At 32.9% G+C, this 18,046-nt stretch carries 22 protein-coding genes; 18 read left to right on the top strand and 4 right to left on the bottom strand.

Annotated elements, in window-relative coordinates; genetic code table 11:
• Positions 1-164 precede the first annotated feature (164 nt).
• Together CD29_RS09195 and CD29_RS09190 are read left to right on the top strand one after the other, a co-directional pair.
• A complete protein-coding gene (locus tag CD29_RS09195; RefSeq protein WP_036185702.1) occupies positions 165-371 on the top strand; it encodes a hypothetical protein in 207 nt (68 codons plus the stop codon).
• A 78-nt stretch (positions 372-449) separates the two neighbouring features.
• A complete protein-coding gene (locus CD29_RS09190; protein WP_036185699.1) occupies positions 450-677 on the top strand; it encodes a hypothetical protein in 228 nt (75 codons plus the stop codon).
• A 40-nt stretch (positions 678-717) separates the two neighbouring features.
• Here CD29_RS09190 and CD29_RS09185 read toward each other — a convergent pair whose 3' ends face one another.
• Positions 718-1,182, bottom strand: coding sequence for a DinB family protein (locus CD29_RS09185; RefSeq protein WP_036185696.1), 465 nt, complete (start codon positions 1,180-1,182; stop codon positions 718-720).
• Positions 1,183-1,366: 184 nt separating this feature from the next.
• Here CD29_RS09185 and CD29_RS09180 point away from each other — a divergent pair, with 184 nt between their 5' ends.
• Both CD29_RS09180 and CD29_RS09175 read left to right on the top strand, forming a co-directional pair.
• Positions 1,367-1,798, top strand: a complete 432-nt coding sequence (locus tag CD29_RS09180; protein ID WP_036185693.1) for a BrxA/BrxB family bacilliredoxin — start codon at positions 1,367-1,369, stop codon at positions 1,796-1,798.
• Positions 1,786-2,574 (top strand): class I SAM-dependent methyltransferase, encoded by a 789-nt coding sequence (locus CD29_RS09175; RefSeq protein WP_036185690.1) that lies wholly within the window; start codon positions 1,786-1,788, stop codon positions 2,572-2,574. The genes CD29_RS09180 and CD29_RS09175 overlap by 13 nt, the downstream gene beginning before the upstream one ends.
• A gap of 9 nt (positions 2,575-2,583) precedes the next feature.
• On the opposite strand, the gene CD29_RS09170 is transcribed toward CD29_RS09175, so the two are convergent.
• Positions 2,584-2,799, bottom strand: coding sequence for a hypothetical protein (locus CD29_RS09170; protein WP_036185688.1), 216 nt, complete (start codon positions 2,797-2,799; stop codon positions 2,584-2,586).
• Positions 2,800-3,455: 656 nt separating this feature from the next.
• Between CD29_RS09170 and CD29_RS09165 the strand changes: the two genes are divergently transcribed.
• The 3 genes from CD29_RS09165 to CD29_RS09155 all read left to right on the top strand — a co-directional run bounded on the left by CD29_RS09165 (position 3,456) and on the right by CD29_RS09155 (position 6,593).
• Positions 3,456-4,052: a YpjP family protein gene (locus CD29_RS09165; RefSeq protein ID WP_036185685.1), complete on the top strand. Its 597-nt coding sequence runs from the start codon at positions 3,456-3,458 to the stop codon at positions 4,050-4,052.
• A gap of 293 nt (positions 4,053-4,345) precedes the next feature.
• On the top strand, positions 4,346-5,539 hold the full coding sequence (locus CD29_RS19675; protein WP_052124088.1) for a GGDEF domain-containing protein: 1,194 nt from the start codon (positions 4,346-4,348) through the stop codon (positions 5,537-5,539).
• 94 nt (positions 5,540-5,633) lie between these two features.
• Complete coding sequence (locus CD29_RS09155; RefSeq protein WP_036185684.1) at positions 5,634-6,593, top strand: thymidylate synthase; 960 nt, start codon at positions 5,634-5,636, stop codon at positions 6,591-6,593.
• A gap of 207 nt (positions 6,594-6,800) precedes the next feature.
• On the opposite strand, the gene CD29_RS09150 is transcribed toward CD29_RS09155, so the two are convergent.
• Positions 6,801-7,742: a MerR family transcriptional regulator gene (locus CD29_RS09150; RefSeq protein ID WP_036185683.1), complete on the bottom strand. Its 942-nt coding sequence runs from the start codon at positions 7,740-7,742 to the stop codon at positions 6,801-6,803.
• Positions 7,743-7,975: 233 nt separating this feature from the next.
• Here CD29_RS09150 and CD29_RS09145 point away from each other — a divergent pair, with 233 nt between their 5' ends.
• The 4 genes from CD29_RS09145 to CD29_RS09130 all read left to right on the top strand — a co-directional run bounded on the left by CD29_RS09145 (position 7,976) and on the right by CD29_RS09130 (position 12,406).
• Positions 7,976-9,562: a phytoene desaturase family protein gene (locus tag CD29_RS09145; RefSeq protein WP_408056615.1), complete on the top strand. Its 1,587-nt coding sequence runs from the start codon at positions 7,976-7,978 to the stop codon at positions 9,560-9,562.
• Positions 9,563-9,704: 142 nt separating this feature from the next.
• The gene (gene folA / locus CD29_RS09140; RefSeq protein ID WP_036185682.1) at positions 9,705-10,181 is read left to right on the top strand and encodes a type 3 dihydrofolate reductase; all 477 of its coding nucleotides are present in this window, start codon (positions 9,705-9,707) and stop codon (positions 10,179-10,181) included.
• A gap of 106 nt (positions 10,182-10,287) precedes the next feature.
• Positions 10,288-10,854, top strand: a complete 567-nt coding sequence (locus CD29_RS09135) for a hypothetical protein (RefSeq protein WP_197061748.1) — start codon at positions 10,288-10,290, stop codon at positions 10,852-10,854.
• 19 nt (positions 10,855-10,873) lie between these two features.
• Positions 10,874-12,406, top strand: a complete 1,533-nt coding sequence (locus tag CD29_RS09130) for a flotillin family protein (protein WP_036185681.1) — start codon at positions 10,874-10,876, stop codon at positions 12,404-12,406.
• A gap of 89 nt (positions 12,407-12,495) precedes the next feature.
• On the opposite strand, the gene trhA is transcribed toward CD29_RS09130, so the two are convergent.
• Positions 12,496-13,140: a PAQR family membrane homeostasis protein TrhA gene (gene trhA, locus CD29_RS09125; RefSeq protein ID WP_036185679.1), complete on the bottom strand. Its 645-nt coding sequence runs from the start codon at positions 13,138-13,140 to the stop codon at positions 12,496-12,498.
• Positions 13,141-13,347: 207 nt separating this feature from the next.
• Here trhA and CD29_RS09120 point away from each other — a divergent pair, with 207 nt between their 5' ends.
• From CD29_RS09120 to deoD, 7 genes are all read left to right on the top strand, one after another.
• The gene (locus CD29_RS09120) at positions 13,348-14,190 is read left to right on the top strand and encodes a DegV family protein (protein ID WP_036185676.1); all 843 of its coding nucleotides are present in this window, start codon (positions 13,348-13,350) and stop codon (positions 14,188-14,190) included.
• 387 nt (positions 14,191-14,577) lie between these two features.
• Positions 14,578-14,934, top strand: a complete 357-nt coding sequence (locus CD29_RS20595; RefSeq protein ID WP_211277454.1) for a hypothetical protein — start codon at positions 14,578-14,580, stop codon at positions 14,932-14,934.
• A gap of 243 nt (positions 14,935-15,177) precedes the next feature.
• The gene (locus tag CD29_RS09110; protein WP_036185670.1) at positions 15,178-15,747 is read left to right on the top strand and encodes a YpmS family protein; all 570 of its coding nucleotides are present in this window, start codon (positions 15,178-15,180) and stop codon (positions 15,745-15,747) included.
• Positions 15,748-15,759: 12 nt separating this feature from the next.
• Entirely contained in the window at positions 15,760-16,293 is a 534-nt protein-coding gene (msrA, locus tag CD29_RS09105; RefSeq protein WP_036185667.1) for a peptide-methionine (S)-S-oxide reductase MsrA, read from the top strand.
• Entirely contained in the window at positions 16,286-16,717 is a 432-nt protein-coding gene (gene msrB, locus CD29_RS09100; protein ID WP_036185664.1) for a peptide-methionine (R)-S-oxide reductase MsrB, read from the top strand. Before msrA ends, msrB begins: the two co-directional genes overlap by 8 nt.
• A gap of 124 nt (positions 16,718-16,841) precedes the next feature.
• On the top strand, positions 16,842-17,066 hold the full coding sequence (locus CD29_RS09095; RefSeq protein ID WP_036185662.1) for a YozE family protein: 225 nt from the start codon (positions 16,842-16,844) through the stop codon (positions 17,064-17,066).
• 178 nt (positions 17,067-17,244) lie between these two features.
• Positions 17,245-17,949 (top strand): purine-nucleoside phosphorylase, encoded by a 705-nt coding sequence (deoD, locus tag CD29_RS09090; protein WP_036185660.1) that lies wholly within the window; start codon positions 17,245-17,247, stop codon positions 17,947-17,949.
• Positions 17,950-18,046 lie beyond the last annotated feature (97 nt).

The raw sequence follows: 18,046 nt of genomic DNA, 5'->3' as shown, positions 1-18,046 counted from the left end.
TTATGCCAAATAATATTAGTTATTTGCGTGGAAGTTAGCAGGGTGGTATGGTTTAGACCGTTATGTATTGCAAAAACTAGGTACACCTTGGGGGAACTTAGAAAAGGAATAGTTTAAAATAGTATGTTTAAAATTAACAAATAATTGTAATAGTAGGTGAAGATATGAATGTAGTATTTGTATTAACTAAAACTAGTGAAGAAGTTTTAGAAATGGTTTCGAATGATGTAGCCGGTCTACTTGCTGCAGTTCAGGGAGAAAATGTGACTTTTCCCTTTGGAAGTTATAAATATGATTTTCATACGTTGGACCATTATTTAGAAAATGAGGTCTTTCGCCAAGAACTTGTCATTTACTTAAAAGAAGAATAATATAAACACGTTGTGTGGAAAGATGACACAACGTGTTTATTTAAACTCTAAATGAAAGCTAAGAATTGAGGTGTATTTTTGGTACATTTATTACTAATTGGAATCATACTATACATTGCCTTTTATATACTTGCAAAATTAAGAGTCTCTACAAGAATCACCAAAACAATGCCTATTATCAATTCAATTTTATTAATACTTTTAATTATCGTCGTACTTATTAAATCAGGACTTATAAGGGTGTTGGCAATGTTTGTTGGCACTGTGATTGCATTAATAACAGAATTCTTAGGTTCATATTTTTAACGAAATAATTTATTGAAAACAATTAAAAGATGGTGGCATTTTATTGTTTCAATAATTTCTTAATGTCAATTATTGTTTGCAAATGCATACCTTCATGGAAAATTGTACGAATTAAAACTTGTTCAATTGTAAACATGCCCATTTCGGTAGTAGGGAATTCTTCTTCAAGTCTGTGACCATATAATTCTTTTATTTGATCTGGTTGGGATTTCAGTAATTTCTTTAGTTCTTCTAAAGATGGTGTTTCTTTCGTAAAATTAAGTGGCGATGTTCCATAGCCAAACCAAGTTCGAAATTCATCAGGAACTTGGGTTTTTTCTTTAGTTAAAAACTCAATCCATAAAAATTGATCTAAATAAATATGTCCTGCATTCCAACGAACATTGTTATTAAAACCTATAGGTATAATATCTGCAGATGATTCCGAAATATCTTCTAGTAAAAATAATACATACTCACGATAACTTTTTAATTGGTTAAATAGAATGTCATGTCGTTTTTCCATTACTCTTAAACTCCTTAAAAACTTGATAGTATAATAATTAGTTATATAATTGAATTTTCCTTTAAAGAATTTTAAATTTTATTTATTTTTTCAAGTTTACATCCATTCAAAATCCTATTTTTGTACAACATTGAGAAACATTGATATAATTTTTATGCTAATAACAATGAAAGAGGTAGATAATATGAACGCTTACGATGAATACATGAAGGGTATTGTTCAACCAATGCGTCAGGAGTTAGTGAATGTTGGTTTCACTGAATTAACAACTCCGGAAGATGTAAATGAATTTATGGCTACAGCTAATGGAGTTTCTTTAGTGGTAATTAACTCAGTATGTGGTTGTGCTGCTGGATTAGCTAGACCTGCTGTTCGTGAGGCTATAGAAGAAGTGAAACCGGATCATTTAGTAACGGTATTTGCTGGACAAGATCGTGAAGCAACTGAAGCAATGCGCGGTTTCTTTGAAGAAGTGCCACCCAGCTCACCATCAATAGCTATTTTAAAAGATGGTCAATTAGAATACTTTATCCCACGTGACCAAATTGAAAATCACCCTGTTGAACAAATTCGAGACCATCTTGCTGGTGTATTAAAACAAACATGCACGAAGTAACAGTTGTCACAACAGCGGGAAGACCAGATGACGAATCACTTAGACTTGCACAATTTGCATGTGAGGAACTTGAACTTCCTTTTGTGCAAAGAAAAAAGCGTTCAGTAGCAAAAATTAGTGAGCTACTGAACGCTAATATTATTGTTGCAGGTAAAAACCGATATGAATATTATCCTGTTGGCGCCAAAAATGCGTTCTTTTTTCACCCGAATTCTGCTGCTTTCCGACTTAAACGTATTGCAAGAGGAGAATCCGATCCTTTTTTAGAAGCTTGTAAACTATTACCAGGCGATTCATATTTAGATTGTACGTTAGGCCTTGGCTCTGATGCCATCGTTGCAGCTTATGTCGTTGGAAAAAAGGGAAAAGTAATTGGTCTTGAGGCAAATCAAAATGTTGCGTTTATCGTAAAACAAGGAATGCAAAGCTATGATTTTTCAGAACTTCCTTTAACATCGAGTATGAGAGATATTGAAGTAATCTGTGCAGAAGCTGTAGATTTCTTAAGTAAGCTTTCGAATGAGTCAATTGATATAGTCTATATGGATCCTATGTTTGAAGAAATAATAGAAGAATCAAATAATTTTGAACCACTCCGCGATGCAGGGAGTCACTATCTGTTGACAAGACAATGGGTCGAAGAAGCGGTAAGAGTTGCTAGGAAAAGGGTCGTATTAAAAGCTCATTACAAATCATCTTATTTCGATCAATTTAGCTTTAAACGAGATATTCGTCTTACTTCAAAATTCCATTATGGCATTATAGAAAAATATTAAATCCACGAATTATTTTCTTTTCTTATTAGGCTCTAGTATTGCGGATTTTTTTACTACCTTTTCTAATTGAATATGAACGTGGACATGTTTTTCATTAATTCGATCTACTTTGACTACAGTTCCTTTTCTTCCTTTTATCTGAATATTTTCGTTCTCTGAAGGAACTGTTGTTGTTAACTTACTCATAATTAAAGCTTTGTTTTCATAAAAAGTAACATTATACATTCTATTATTCTCCTTTATCATGTAGTGTGGATTATGATAAATTTTATGATTTGGAATGAAATATATAACCATTGAAAATAGAATTCGATAGATTTTTTTATAAAAGCATGTTACAGTAAGTAGGTGCTATTTTTGAGTAGCAATAAATAAATTTGGCGTTTCGCTAATGTTTTTGAAGACACTTATTCATACTGGAGCAAGTAAAGGCTTGCAAGGATGCAAAAGTAGGTTGGGTTTGCATTGCTTAAGTTAGAGAGCGTTTTAGTGGGATTTTACCGCGGTAAAGACTTTTCATATAAAATTCCCCTGATGATAGGGTTGAGACTTAATTTATTTATAAGAAATACTCAGGAATACTAAAGGGGTGCTCGAATATTCGGGCACCCCTTGTCTAATTGCTTTAAAAAAATAATTTATGAGTTCAATAATTAGCTATTAGATGTAAAGCATAATGAAGTTAAGTAAGCAATTAATAAAACAAAACCAAAACCTGCTGCTATTTCATACATTTCCATAGAAGTGGACCTCCCTTTAAAAAAACAATTGTATTTACAACTATTATTTTACAATGAAATACTGAAAGATGAAACCTTTTAATGCTATAATCGTAATAATAAGTAGAATTTTTGAAATTTTTAAGACTCGAGGTAATGTATATGAAGAAATGGTTACAAAAGATTATCGTCATTTTCGTTGCATTCATTACTTTTGGTATTATATCACCAAGTCATGAAATCTGGGAACTCTTAGATCACGATCAATCTGCTGATTCGAAAAGTGAAATTCCTAATAATTCAGTTAACGATCATAGTATTGTCGAACATGATAATTATCATTCAGATTCCAACGATGAATCTTATATTGAAACAATCGTTAGTCAAGCGAAAGAGAAATCATATGTTAAATTTGGCTCAAGAATAGCTCCAGTCATTGGAAATGAGTTTGAAAGTTATATTTTCCCGAAAATTGAGGAAGTAATTGAAGGGAAACTTGCATCTGTAGATTCTGAATCTCTGAAATACATAAAAATAACAGAACAACCGAGCGGCAATTATAGTGAAAAAATTTTTAATCTTTCAGATGGAATATCTGGAAAAGATTTAATTCGATTTCATGTGAGAACTGAGAAAAGACCGCAAGAAGGGTACTATTATAATTTCCATTACCACACAAATGATGATCAATTTGTAGCCCATCACAATGTTGGAGATATATATTGGTCAAAAAATACACCACCAAAATGGTTGTCATAAAATATTTAAGCTACAACTCCCACAAAAATTTATTTGGGATTGTAGCTTTTTTATTTTGTCCTTATTCTCTGCGTTTATGTACAGTATAGTTCTTTTGTACCATGTTGTTTGAAGTCCAATATTCCTTGTAATCTAATACGAAGGAGTGAATAATTTACTATAAAATAGTAAAAAAGTGTTTATTTTCTTTGTTACTTATTGTAAAGTTAAGATAGTTAGATTAGGAGTTTTATAATGTTATATGTATGAAAACAAAATATTATGATGGCTATAGGGAAATGAGGTAAGTTAAGGTGAGTGATTTTCTTGATGAAAAAAGTTTAACGAAGCTTGAAATCCTAAAGCATAATATACAAAAAATCAGTTTAATTAGCAAAGTTTCTACCATTATCATAGTGTTTTTATTAGTTACTATGTCATTCATTTCAAAAGAAACGATGCTTATAAATATTTGGACGTTTTCCTTCCAAATGATTGTATATACTCTTTTGATACTATTCAATATTTTTGTTTACTTTATAACAGATATTAAAAAAATTAGGATTTCAGAGCAAAATACAAAAAGAGTAGATCTTTTTATTAGTTTTTATGTTGTCACACTTACATTTCTAGGATCACTAATTACAATTAGTGATCATGGATTTTATAATCAGCTAATGATTTATACATTAACCCTTTGTATTACATGTTCAGTAATTGTGTTACGCGTTCACCAGCTGATTATTTCTATGCTAATTTCAAGTTTTACAATTTTATTGGGACTTTATATTCAAAATTATGATACTGAATTATTCAAGCAACAAGTAGTGTACATTCTTTCACTAATTCCTATTACTTTTTTTATCTCGCGTTCGTTTTATTATTCCTTTCATCGCTCATTGAACTTTCAATCAGAACTTATTAAAGAAGCTCATATTACTCGTGATTTAACTAGGAAGTTAAGGGAAGCAAATCGGAAATTAGAGTTACAAGCGAATTTAGATCCTTTAACCAATTTGTTTAATCGGAGAGCTTTTGACCAGTATGTTTTACACTTAGAAAAAAAAGCGAATCATGAGTCTTTTTTATTTACAGCAATTATGGTAGATGTAGACTGTTTTAAGTTGTATAATGATACGTATGGACATACAGAAGGTGATAATGTCTTAGCTAGAATAGGACATCAATTGTATGATCTCTCTTACAAATATGGCTGCTTTGCCTCAAGATGGGGTGGAGAAGAGTTTACACTATTACTCATAAACCATTCAGAAGAATGCGCCAACCAAATTTGCCAAGAGATTATTAATAATGTAAAAGACCTAAAAATAGATCATAGTTCTTCCCATATTGAACCATATGTAACAGTTAGTGTGGGAGCATGTACGACAGTCATACAAAATTCATTTGAAATTAAAACTAGCATTCGAAAAGCAGACGATTTGCTCTATATTGTAAAAGAAAATGGACGTAATTGTTTTGTACATCGTCAATTAGTAGAAGCGTGATTGCTCATCTTATGTACATAGATGAGCATTTATTTTTTCATTCTATAAAATTAGAATATATATAAAAGTAGAAAATTTTACTAGGAGTGATATTATGACTCATCCCGAAATGGCATATTTGAATTTACTAACGCACATTTTAGACAATGGAGTTAAAAAAGAAGATCGAACTGGAACTGGTACAATTAGTGTTTTTGGCTATCAAATGCGATTTGACTTAAACAAAGGATTTCCTTTACTAACAACAAAACGTGTTCCTTTTAAATTATTAGTAGCTAGTGAATTGCTATGGTTTATAAAAGGGGATACAAACATTCGTTATCTATTACAAAATAATAATCACATTTGGGATGAATGGGCCTTTGATAAATGGATAAAATCTGATGAATACGATGGTCCAGATATGACGAATTTTGGTTTGCGTGCAGCAAGTGATGAGGAGTTTGCAAAAACCTTAGATGAACAAATGAAAGTATTTACAGAAAAAGTATTAACAGATGATGAGTTTGCTGCAAAATTTGGTAATTTAGGACCTGTATACGGGAAACAATGGCGTTCTTGGCCTTCCGAAAAGGGAGAAACCGTTGATCAATTAAAAAAAGTCATTGATATGATAAAAACGAATCCTGATTCAAGAAGACTAATAGTCTCTGCGTGGAATCCTGCTGAAGTAGATGACATGGCTTTACCACCTTGCCATACACTTTTCCAATTCTATGTAACAGATGGCAAACTATCTTGCCAGCTATACCAACGCAGTGCAGATGTTTTTCTTGGCGTTCCATTTAATATTGCTTCCTATGCGCTGTTAACTCATTTAATTGCACATGAATGCGGTTTAGAAGTTGGTGATTTCGTTCACAGCTTTGGTGATGCTCATATTTATTTAAATCATTTAGATCAAGTGAATGAACAACTGTCACGGGAACCACGCGAATTGCCGAAGCTTGTTATTAACCCAGAAAAGAAATCAATTTTTGATATAGAATTAAGTGACTTAACAATGGAAGGATACAATCCACATCCAACAATTAAAGCACCTGTTGCTGTATAAAAAATAAAGTGACTTTCAATAAAAGTCACTTTTTTTAATGCAATATTTATTTCCAAACGGATTTGACACACGACATATTCACAATTATGTGCAATAGCGCTTAATTTTAAATATGTCGTGTGTTTAAATACGCTTTATCTATGCTTGTGATCAAAAACGGATACAAAGTTTAAAATATATTGAAATAAATTCAGTGTTTCAAATCTTTCAGTCTGTAGAAACATTGTTCTTATTTAGATCCCTCATAATATCCTGTACATCTTTGACAAGGTGTATATTTTTTAGTGGATGATTTTTTAAAGCTTGAAGTGCACCTTCACCACCTAAATAAAATTTTGTATTTGGATGAATTGATGCAAATCGATCAAGCTCTTTAATCATCTTGAAATTATCTTTAAAAGGATTTGTCGTTATCGCCGATAATAATACTATTTTAGGACTTTTCAGTTCAACTGTCGATTGAATAGCAGTAGGTGCTGGGGATGGCCCTAACATAATCGGACTATAACCAAGTAATAAAAACTGTAACAATAAGATGTGGACTGGAATTTCATGACGTTCATTAGGCAAACAACTACCAAGTATAATCGGAGCATTTTCTTTAACTTGATAGTCACGTCTTAAACTTGCTAAAAAGTCCCGTACCGTTTGACTTGAAATCGCTTCTTGGTATTCACTCCATTCCCCAGAAGACCAACGATCACCAATTTCTTTCAGAAAAGGTACGATACAATCCTCAATGAGTTCGTTCATGCTCAGAGAATGATGTGCGGTTTTTAAAAGTGTTAGAACATTTGCTTCGTTCCCTTTTGAGCCTTCTTCTAACAGTTGGTTAATTAAATGTTTTGTATAAGGATTCGTCTTCTGATCGCCTTGGTCTTCAAAAAAGAGTTGTACATTTTTTTGACTCGTTCCTTCACTCAAAATTGAAATGGCTTGTTTAATGGTCATCCCTTCATTGGTTAATTCTTTCATCCTTTGTAACAATTCCACTTCTTCATAGGAATAAACACGATACCCGTTGTCTAATCTTTCAGGTTGGATAAGTCCATATCTTTCTTCCCACTTCCGTATAACTTGTTTTGACAATCCAGTTAACTCAGCTACTTGCTGAATTGTATACTGTATTTTTGCGTTCTGTTTAAACATTCGATCAACCTCGATTTGTTTTCGATATTCAACTTAGCTAATTATAACAATACATTATACATGCCTTTGACAAAAAGTTATACAGTTTATTTAGTATTTTCCCCAAATTTAAGGAATTCCAACAATTATTTTGTTTAATTTGGAAATTTTAGTTGCTTTTCAATTAACGGAACGTATAATGTTTGTATAAGGTATGTATAATCTTTTAAAAGGTTTACTGGGGGGAAAAAATGATGAAAAATAAAAAAATTGTAGTAATTGGAGCGGGACCAGGGGGATTGGCAGCTGCTATGCTGCTTTCATCAAAAGGGTACCAAGTTCAAGTGTATGAGAAACAAAGTTATGTTGGTGGAAGAACAAGTTCAATCCATCTTGGTGAATATACTTTTGATATGGGACCGACATTTTTGCAAATGCTCTATATTATAGAAGAAGTTTTTGAAGCATCATGGCGTAATATTTATGATTATGTTGAAGTGACTGATCTTGATCCGATGTATCAACTTGTATTTGATAACAAAAAAATGGTTATGACTCACGATAGAAACAAAATGGTAAAACAAATAAGAGAACTATTTCCTGGAAATGAAGATGGATACGATCAATACCTTCATAAAACAGGGAAGAAATTAGAAAAATTAGGACCTGTTTTGCAGTCAGACATGAATAAGTTTACAGATTTATTGCAAACGAAAGTTTTAAAAGCATTACCAGAGTTAGAATTTGGACGGTCATTAATGGAAACATTATCTAAATTCTTTAATGAGGAAGAACTAAAACTTGCATTTACATTTCAAGCGAAATATTTAGGAATGTCCCCTTGGGAGAGCCCAGGAGCATTTTCAATTCTTTCTTACATTGAACATGCTTATGGAGTTCAATATATAAAAGGCGGACTAAATCAGTTGACAAAAGCAATGGCAAAAATCATTGAGGAAAATGGTGGTAGAATTTTCTTAAACAGTGGCGTAAGGAAGCTTTGGTTAGATAAAAAGAAAGTAAAAGGTGTTATTTTAGAATCTGGAGAACATGTTGAAGCTGACGATACAATCATTAACGCGGATTTTGCAAATGCCATGACAAAACTTGTTGAACCAGGTGTATTAAAAAAATATTCGCCTGAAAAGTTAGAAAAGAAACCTTATTCTTGTTCAGCAATGGTTATTTACCTAGGTTTAAACCGAACTTTCGATTTACCACATCACAATATTATATTTTCCTCCGATTATCGTAAAAATGTAGAAGAAATATCAAATTCAAAAATATTATCCGAAGATCCGTCCATCTATGTTTTGAATGCAAAAGCAACAGACCCAACAGTCGCGCCAGAAGGGAAGTCAACCCTTTACATTATGGCTCCAGTTCCAAATAATTTTAGTGAAATCGATTGGAATAAGGAAGAAAAGAACTTCCGTAATTTAATGTTAAACATTGTACAAGAAAGATTAGGAATTGAAGACATTGAAGGTTATATTGAAGTCGAAAAAATAATTTCGCCAAAAAGTTGGGAAGAAGATATTCATGTATATAAAGGGGCTTTATTTAATCTCGGTCATCAACTAACCCAAATGCTCTATTTCCGCCCACACAATAAGTTTCAAGAATTACAAAATTGTTGGTTAGTTGGTGGGGGAACCCATCCTGGTAGCGGACTACCAATTATAATTGAATCAGCACGTATAACATCTAACGGGATTTTAGAAAAGTATGGTCGTACAAGAATCGCTTCGAAACCATTACCAACCCCTTACTATGAAAATGAATACAAAAATCGTGGATTCAGAGAAAATACTTATCATCCTGGTATGATGAATCATTAAAACTATTAATCTATAGCTAGCAAAATAACAAGATGTACGTATTAACACTTTCTTTTTAAAATGCTCAATCGTTTCAATGCTTTGAATTTCTTCTTATAATTTGTATTATTAATATACAGCCAAAAATGTTAGGAGAAGAAAAATGATATCACTTATCGTAGCTCATGATATAAACCGAGTTATTGGTTACCAGAACCAAATGCCTTGGCATCTCCCAGGAGAATTAAAATATTTCAAAGAAACAACAATGGGAAAACCAATGATAATGGGCAGAAAGACATTTGAATCCATTGGTCGACCATTACCAGGAAGAAAAAATATTATTGTAACGAGAAATAATGCATACCAACAAGATGGTGTTGAAGTTGCCACAAGCTTAAACGAAGCGTTAGAGAAAGCTTGCGAAGCTGAGGAAATTATGATTATCGGTGGTGAGGAAATTTTTAAATTAGCTTTACCAATAGCCGATCGACTCTACATCACACATATTGAACATGAATTTAATGGTGACACATTTTTCCCGCAGTACGGCGATGATTGGACACTTACTTCATGTAGCGAACCTATTGAAACCAATCAAGGTTATACTTATAAATATTGTATATATGATAAGAAATAAAACGAAGATAAGGAAATGCGTCTTACTGGTTCGAACAGTAAGACGTATTTTTTATTTAAAAGAATTTTTAAAATATTGAAACTTATTGTAACCAGTTTCCGTATATATGGTAACAACTGCTAATACTGGTTTGGAGGTGGTGAAACTGATCTTCGGTATAGAAATACAAACAGTGTATTTAACTACTTTAATTGTAGCGGGATGTATTACTGTTCTTTATATTCTTTTCTCCGATGCTTTAGACGGAGTAGTAGATGGGATTTTATTCTTTAATCCTTCAGTGATTTTGGCATTTATAACAATTACTTCTGCAAGTGGTTATTTATTAGAACAGTTTAGTCCAATGTCGAGTCTCCTTGTTTTAATCATTTCAAGTACGCTATCTGCAATTCTTAGTAGTTTGCTCTATTTCTTCATCCTTGTTCCTCTAAAATCTGCCGAGGTCTCACTAGCTTATACGGAGCAATCGTTAGAAGGCCAAATTGGGAAAGTAATTGTACCGATTCCGAAAGATGGATTTGGTGAAGTAGTGATTGAAACGGCAGCCGGTATTATTTCGAAGCGTGCAACTGGATTTGATAACGAAGCCATCGATTACAATGATGAAATACTGATTATTGAGGTTAAAGATGGCACGCTTCATGTGAAAAAGTACCAATCGCCATTCAAATAAACCGTAAAGGGGAAATTTTATGCAAATGGAAATGTTAGTTATTATTGGGATTGTTGCGTTTGTAATCTTAGCAATTATTGGGATTTATATTGCAAGATATAAAACAGTCGGTCCAGATGAAGCACTTATTGTAACAGGTAGTTTCCTAGGTTCTAAAAATGTTCATAAAGACGAATCGGGAAATCGCGTAAAAATTATTCGTGGTGGAGGTACTTTTGTATTTCCAGTATTCCAACAAGCTGAATACTTAAGTCTATTATCTAGTAAACTAGAAGTAACAACACCAGAAGTATACACAGAACAAGGTGTTCCAGTGATGGCAGATGGGACTGCAATTATTAAAATCGGTGGTTCAATCTCAGAAATTGCTACTGCTGCAGAGCAATTTTTAGGAAAGAAAGTATCAGACCGTGAAAACGAAGCAAAAGAAGTATTAGAAGGTCATTTGCGTTCGATCCTAGGTTCAATGACTGTAGAAGAAATTTATAAAAACCGTGACAAATTCTCTCAAGAAGTACAACGAGTCGCATCTCATGATTTAGCGAAAATGGGACTACTAATCGTTTCATTTACAATAAAAGATGTTCGCGATAAAAATGGTTATTTAGATTCATTAGGAAAACCGAGAATTGCTCAAGTGAAACGTGATGCTGATATTGCTACAGCTGAGGCTGAAAAAGAAACACGTATTAAAAAAGCCGAAGCGGAAAAAGAAGCTCAAAAAGCTGAATTACAACGTGCGACTGAAATAGCCGAAGCGGAAAAAGAAAATCAATTAAAAGTAGCAGAATTTCGTCGTGAACAAGATATTGCAAAAGCTCGTGCCGACCAAGCCTATGAATTAGAAACGGCAAGAGCAAAACAAGAAGTAACAGAACAAGAAATGCAAGTGCAAATTATTGAACGTCAAAAGCAGATTGAGTTAGAAGAAAAAGAAATTTTACGTCGTGAGAAGCAATATGATTCAGAAGTTAAGAAAAAAGCAGATGCTGATCGTTATGCAATCGAACAAAATGCTGCTGCCCAGAAAATGAAAGAATTAGCACAAGCAGATGCAGAAAAATACCGTATCGAAGCTCGAGCAAAGGCAGAAGCTGAAAAAATTCGTTTAGACGGTCTTGCAAAAGCTGATGCTGAACGTGCACAAGGGGAAACAGAGGCAGAAATTATTCGCTTAAAAGGTCTAGCTGAAGCGGAAGCAAAACGCAAAATTGCTGAAGCATTTGAACAATACGGTCAAGCAGCTGTCCTTGATATGTTAGTTAGAATGCTTCCTCAATATGCGAAAGAAGTTGCAAGTCCTCTTGCAAACATCGATAAAATCACTGTTGTCGACACTGGTAATGGTGAAGGAGGCGGCGCAAATCGCGTAACTTCTTATGCAACGAACTTAATGTCAACTTTACAAGAGACATTAAAAGCATCATCAGGGATCGATGTGAAAGAACTTATTGAAAACTTTGCTGGAAAACGATCAATCGCTAATACGATTGAACTAAAGCAAGAGGAAAAAGAAGTAGAACAAGAAGAAAAAGAAAAAGTTGAAGTATAAACTTAAATCTTAATTTGGCTAACAAGAACGTAGCCATATCTATAATAAAGGAGTCACGAAAGAATTGTTTCGTGACTCCTTTAATCATTTTAAATTAAGTAGACTATGACGCAAGTGACCATACACCCGCAACCAGCAATAACGAATAAATGCCATATTGCATGATTGAACGGTAGTTTTCTCCACATATAAAAAATAGCTCCAAAAGTAAACAATAAGCCTCCAGCTAATAACACAGTAAACCCGTCAAACTGTAAAAATTCATATAAAGGTTTAATAGCAAAAATAATAAGCCAACCCATCATTATATATAATATCAATGAAAAGGTTTCGAATTTATGAATAAATAAACATTTAAAAATAATACCAAAAATTGCGATACCCCAAACAATGCTAAGTAGTACAATTCCTAGCGTTCCTCCAATTGCTATTAATAAAAAAGGTGTATAGGTTCCGGCAATTAATACGTAAATGGAAGAATGATCTAAGATAGAAAACAATTTTTTATATTTTTCAGGCATACTATGTAAAAGAGTCGACATTAAAAATAGCAATACAAGAGATGCTCCAAAAATGCTATTTGATACAACTTGAACAGGGTCACCTGTATGAGCGCTAAGTATAATTAGAACAACACATGTAGGGATACTGATAAGGAGACCTAATCCGTGTGTGATTGCATTCCAAAGTTCTTCTTTAAAATTTTTATAGTCAAATGCATTAGTTTTATTCATGAAAATCCCTCCGATAATGTTACTATACTGAAATATTAAAGGGATCAATACTATCATTTGTCACATATTGCTTGTTAATATTGTCATGAATCATCCAATTTTCACTGTGGATATGTGCATTTTTAACAAATCTAATTACATTTGTCATATTTACAGTGATTATTAAAAATAATTATAATAAAGTATGCTATTAAAGGATGTGTAATATTGGGACGAATTCATATTGTTACTGACTCTACTTGTGATTTATCGAAAGAGGAATTACTAGAATCAAATATTCATGTGGTACCACTTTCGATTCAAATTGGTGATCGAAATTATATAGATGGTGTCGATGTCGAACCAGTATCTTTTTTACAATTGATGAAAGAATCGAAAACGCTTCCAAAAAGCTCGCAACCAGCTCCAGGACAATTTAAAGAGCTTTACGATGAACTTGGAAAAAATGGTGATCAGATTATATCTATTCATATGACTGGATCGATGAGTGGTACTGTGGAATCAGCTAGACAGGCTGCAAGTATGACTAATTCAGATGTGACAGTAGTTGACTCTCGTTATATTGCCATTGCGTTAGCGATACAAATTCGTGAAGCTATTCGTTTGCGTGACGAAGGTGCAACTGTTGAACAAATTGTTAGTAGATTAGAAGAAGTTCGAAAAAATTCAAGGTTATTTGTAGTTGTTGATACGTTAGAGAATCTAATAAAAGGTGGGCGTATTGGTAAAGGTACAGGTATGATTGGTTCGTTATTAAACATTAAACCAATTGCAACCTTAGACGACGGAGCCTACACACCTGTCGCGAAAGCAAGAAGTCACAAACAAGTTGTAAAACATTTGTACGAGCAGTTTTTAGAAGATACAAAAGGTAAGACAGTAAAATCAGTAGGAATCTCTCACGCTGACGGCTTAGAGACGATGGGTAATGCTCTAATCGAAAAAATTAAAACTTCTGGTTTTGAAAACATAGAAGTGAAATTTACTTCGCCAATTATTAGTACCCATACAGGCCCCGGTGCATTAGGGTTCATTTATTTTGCAGAATAAAAATATTAAAAGTGCCATAGTCTATCAAAAAGAGATTGGCACTTTTTTGTTTGCAATGATACACAACCGCTCTATATACCCTGCGAATTGAAAGTACACATTTTTATTGAATTAATAATATATTGTCTATCAATTTGTAAAACTATCAGAAATAGATGGAGGGGAAAAATGGATCGAAAAAATTTAAGGAATATGAGATTGAAGCAAACTGCTGTTTTGAATGGACTTTTATTATTTGTAATGATTCTCTATTTTTTAATTACTAATTTTTTTATAATATCTTTTTCACAATTTTTCTTAGTTCTAGGGATTTTGGTGCTAATTCAAGGAGTTTTTGGGCTGGTAAAGGGTGACTCCACGAAATCAATTTTTCCTATTTTAGAAAAAGTGGCAATATATGAAAAACAAAAAATGGGAAAAGAATGGTACAAACAAAGAAAAGTAAGTTATATTTGGAGTCTAGTTTTAAGCTGTATTCTTTTTCTACAATCATTCACCAATAGGGGATATACAGGTAATGTTGTACAACTAGATTTTAAGTTAATGATTATTATGACATTTGTATTTCTAACAATGTTAAATATTAGTTTAATGATTCACAATCGTAAAGTGGATCGTTCAGTCTCAGAGTTGGATATGAAAGGTTATACTTGGAAATCAAATATAATTGCTGTTGCTATAGGAATTGTGTTCGCCTTTGTAATGATCTTTTTCACAATTTTTTATATTATGAGTGGAATTTAATATAAGTCGTACATTAGCGTGGATCCAATTTAAGGATTTGCGCTTTTTTGCATAATTGTATCCAGTTTAATTTTGGAATGATAGGAATGGAATATAGAAACTTGGGAATACTAAGAGATTAGTTGAGAGTTTTATACATATAATTATAATATTAGTAGTCAATGTTATATTCTAGAAATCATTACAGATTTAAATGACGTAAACAAAGCTTATTTGTTGTAAAAAATATGGGAGTGAATTAGGATGAATAAATGGAAAGTCGCCTTCTTTGTGCTAGCAGGTGCAATCATTGCAGGTATTACTACCATTCTAATATTGGCGACTTCACCGAAAAATGATGTACCACTTCCACCTGTAACAGATGCAAAAGGTAGTGTACTTTTAGTTGAAACGACAACCAAAGATTTTGAAGCGCTAGCATTAAAATATTTGCGTGAAGCCTTAAATACTGAAACATTACCAATCGCTATATCTATGAATGACCAAATACAAATTTTCAGTGAAGTAATTGCTCTTGGTATAGTTTTTCCAGTCCAAATTGACTTTGAACCGATTGTGAATGATGATGGTAATTTGCATTTAAAATATTCCAAAATATATGTAGGAAAGTTAGATATTAAGCCATCAATGGTTTTAACTATTTTAGCAGAGACGATTGAATTTCCGAAATGGGTTATAGTTCGGCCAAGTGAACAAGAAATATTCGTAGATTTATCTCAATTAACTGTCGCGGATGGATCAAAAGTACGCGCTAAGGAAATAGATTTACGAAATGACCGAATTATTTTAGAAATCATTGTACCAAACAAATAGGGGGGAGCACATTTGACTAAAGATATTGCAACATTTGCCGGTGGTTGTTTTTGGTGTATGGTAAAGCCTTTTGACCAAACAGAAGGAATTGAGTCCGTTGTATCTGGTTACACAGGTGGACATATTGAAAACCCGACCTATGAACAAGTTTGTTCTGAAACAACGGGACATTTAGAAGCTGTGCAAATTACGTTTAATCCTGAAATTTATTCTTATGAAAAATTAGTTGAATTATATTGGACGCTTATTGATCCTACTGATCCTGGTGGACAATTCTACGATCGTGGGGAATCTTATACAACTGCTATCTTTTATCATAATGATGTGCAAAAAAGAATCGCCGAGGAATCAAAAGACAGATTAGAAAAGTCAGGTAAATTTAAAAAGCCGATTGCTGTAAAAATACTTCCAGCAAAAACCTTCTATCCAGCAGAAGACTATCATCAACAATATTATCAAAAAAATCCTTTGCACTACGAACGATACCATATTGGTTCAGGGAGAGCAGCATTTATTGAACAGCATTGGGGGAAGAAACATGAATAAAGAAGAGCGATTAAAGCAATTAACACAAATGCAATATTACGTAACTCAACAAAACGGTACAGAGCCACCTTATCAAAATGAATATGACCAACATTTTGAAGAAGGAATTTATGTGGACATCGTTTCTGGGAAACCATTATTTAGTTCACAAGACAAGTTTGATGCAGGATGCGGCTGGCCAAGTTTCGCAAAACCGATTGTAAAAGAAGAAATTGAGGAAAAATTCGATACTTCCCATGGCATGAGAAGAGTTGAAGTAAGAAGTAAATCTGCAGACTCCCATTTAGGGCATGTATTTCCTGATGGACCTCGTGAATTAGGTGGCTTACGTTACTGTATTAATTCAGCTTCTTTACGATTTATTCCTAAAGATAAATTGGTAGATGAAGGGTATGGAGAATATTTATCAATTTTCAACAAATAAAATTAAACTTTAAGGTATGTCATCTACATAGTTGATATACCTTTTTATTTATCCTCTTGCTCATCTTATGAAAGTTTTGTAAAATTACCGATTATAATCCGTGTAGCTAGAAGGAGATACTAGTATGAGAAAAAGTTTTTATCATTTTGTACTGACTTATAGAGGGGGCGATTGGTCAGATCAAAAATCGAGATTTGCAGAGAGTGCTTTTGATGACCATGGCTTTCCAAAAACAAGTACTTCCTTTGAGGAAATATCAAGCTATATCGAAACAAAAGCTGATGATATGTTATCTACCTCTGCATTCGATGAACTTTGGGATATTTATCGTCTAAAATACGAAAATTAAAAGATCATTGCACCTTAAAAAAGTAAGTATTATATTAATTAGGGGCTTTGCATTGCACAATGACTTAAAAAAAAGTATATTGGAAAATGAGAGAAAATCTTTCATTTGAGAAAACAATTAGAATTAACACATTAAATGAATGTCAACAAAAGAAAATTCCAAAAGAAAGAGGGACATAATGAGTATTCATATTAGTGCTAAACAAGGTGAAATTGCAGATATTATTTTATTACCAGGAGATCCATTACGTGCAAAATATATTGCTGAAACATTTTTAGAAGATGTAACTATTTATAATGAAGTTCGTAACATGTTCGGATATACAGGTACTTACAAAGGAAGACGCGTATCTGTACAAGGAACAGGAATGGGTGTACCTTCAATATCTATTTATATAACAGAGTTAATGCAGGAATATGGTGTACAAAAGCTAATTCGTGTTGGAACATGTGGTGCTATTCAAAAGGACGTTAAAGTGAGAGACGTTATTTTAGCGCAAGGTGCTACAACTGACTCAAAAATGAACGAGATTATTTTTAATGGATTAGATTATGCACCAATTGCAGATTTTGACTTATTGTTAAAAGCTTATAATGCAGGTGTAGCTGCTGGTCTTAATTTAAAAGTCGGTAACGTTATGACAGCAGATATGTTCTATTCAGACGAAAATCAAAACGAAAAATTAGCTCAATATGGTGTTCTAGCTGTAGAAATGGAATCTGCTGCACTTTATACACTTGCTGCGAAATTTGGACGTCAGGCATTATCTGTATTAACAGTTTCAGATCACATTATTACAGGCGAAGTAACGACATCTGAAGAAAGACAAACAACTTTCAATGATATGATTGTCGTAGCACTTGAAGCTGCTATTCAAGAGTAAATAGTTGTTTTAAAGTATAAGTTCTATATTGATTCTTAAAGTGAAGTGCTAACACTACCTGAGTAGTCTAGGTGAAAGACTGTCTATTATTTGGCAG

This window comes from Ureibacillus manganicus DSM 26584 (assembly GCF_000772945.1).
Lineage (GTDB): Bacteria > Bacillota > Bacilli > Bacillales_A > Planococcaceae > Ureibacillus > Ureibacillus manganicus.
This window is presented reverse-complemented; position numbering and strand designations above follow the sequence as displayed.

Bases quoted from the DNA above. Each gene is read 5' to 3' on its own strand.
- CD29_RS09175 (WP_036185690.1), top strand. From the start codon at position 1,786: ATGCACGAAGTAACAGTTGTCACAACAGCGGGAAGACCAGATGACGAA.
- folA (WP_036185682.1), top strand. From the start codon at position 9,705: ATGATATCACTTATCGTAGCTCATGATATAAACCGAGTTATTGGTTAC.
- CD29_RS09195 (WP_036185702.1), top strand. From the start codon at position 165: ATGAATGTAGTATTTGTATTAACTAAAACTAGTGAAGAAGTTTTAGAA.
- CD29_RS09110 (WP_036185670.1), top strand. From the start codon at position 15,178: ATGAATAAATGGAAAGTCGCCTTCTTTGTGCTAGCAGGTGCAATCATT.
- CD29_RS09180 (WP_036185693.1), top strand. From the start codon at position 1,367: ATGAACGCTTACGATGAATACATGAAGGGTATTGTTCAACCAATGCGT.
- msrB (WP_036185664.1), top strand. From the start codon at position 16,286: ATGAATAAAGAAGAGCGATTAAAGCAATTAACACAAATGCAATATTAC.
- CD29_RS09095 (WP_036185662.1), top strand. From the start codon at position 16,842: ATGAGAAAAAGTTTTTATCATTTTGTACTGACTTATAGAGGGGGCGAT.
- CD29_RS09170 (WP_036185688.1), bottom strand. From the start codon at position 2,799: ATGTATAATGTTACTTTTTATGAAAACAAAGCTTTAATTATGAGTAAG.
- CD29_RS09145 (WP_408056615.1), top strand. From the start codon at position 7,976: ATGAAAAATAAAAAAATTGTAGTAATTGGAGCGGGACCAGGGGGATTG.
- CD29_RS09130 (WP_036185681.1), top strand. From the start codon at position 10,874: ATGCAAATGGAAATGTTAGTTATTATTGGGATTGTTGCGTTTGTAATC.
- CD29_RS09165 (WP_036185685.1), top strand. From the start codon at position 3,456: ATGAAGAAATGGTTACAAAAGATTATCGTCATTTTCGTTGCATTCATT.
- trhA (WP_036185679.1), bottom strand. From the start codon at position 13,140: ATGAATAAAACTAATGCATTTGACTATAAAAATTTTAAAGAAGAACTT.
- CD29_RS09135 (WP_197061748.1), top strand. From the start codon at position 10,288: ATGGTAACAACTGCTAATACTGGTTTGGAGGTGGTGAAACTGATCTTC.
- deoD (WP_036185660.1), top strand. From the start codon at position 17,245: ATGAGTATTCATATTAGTGCTAAACAAGGTGAAATTGCAGATATTATT.
- CD29_RS09185 (WP_036185696.1), bottom strand. From the start codon at position 1,182: ATGGAAAAACGACATGACATTCTATTTAACCAATTAAAAAGTTATCGT.
- CD29_RS09155 (WP_036185684.1), top strand. From the start codon at position 5,634: ATGACTCATCCCGAAATGGCATATTTGAATTTACTAACGCACATTTTA.
- CD29_RS09150 (WP_036185683.1), bottom strand. From the start codon at position 7,742: ATGTTTAAACAGAACGCAAAAATACAGTATACAATTCAGCAAGTAGCT.